The sequence below is a fragment of the uncultured Shewanella sp. genome (assembly GCF_947501225.1).
Taxonomy (GTDB): domain Bacteria; phylum Pseudomonadota; class Gammaproteobacteria; order Enterobacterales; family Shewanellaceae; genus Shewanella.
In genome coordinates this window covers 1-239 of the sequence record NZ_CANMUW010000068.1, presented here as the reverse complement: position 1 = coordinate 239, position 239 = coordinate 1, and the positions used below count along the sequence as shown (strand labels likewise).

General features: G+C 51.0%; 1 protein-coding gene. It reads right to left on the bottom strand.

Going from position 1 to position 239, the window contains the following annotated elements:
* Nucleotides 1-239: hypothetical protein (locus Q1B47_RS21970; protein ID WP_299798840.1), on the bottom strand; the 239-nt coding region annotated here is incomplete at both ends.

The following is a 239-nucleotide window of genomic DNA, read 5'->3' as shown; positions in this document are numbered from 1 at the left end:
GCGACAAACTCGTAACTGCCGTCATAGTAGATGGTCAGAGTACCGTAGTCATTGACTATGACACCGGGGACACCGTCAGAGACGGGCTCTGGTGTGCCGGGAACCCCTTCAATGATGGCTGAAACAGATAATATGTCACTGACATCGGCATCGGTATCGTTACTCAGTACGCCATTAATTGCAGCCACGGTTAAGGTGGCATCTTCATCGACCTCACCAAAGTCGGGTGTTAGTTCAGG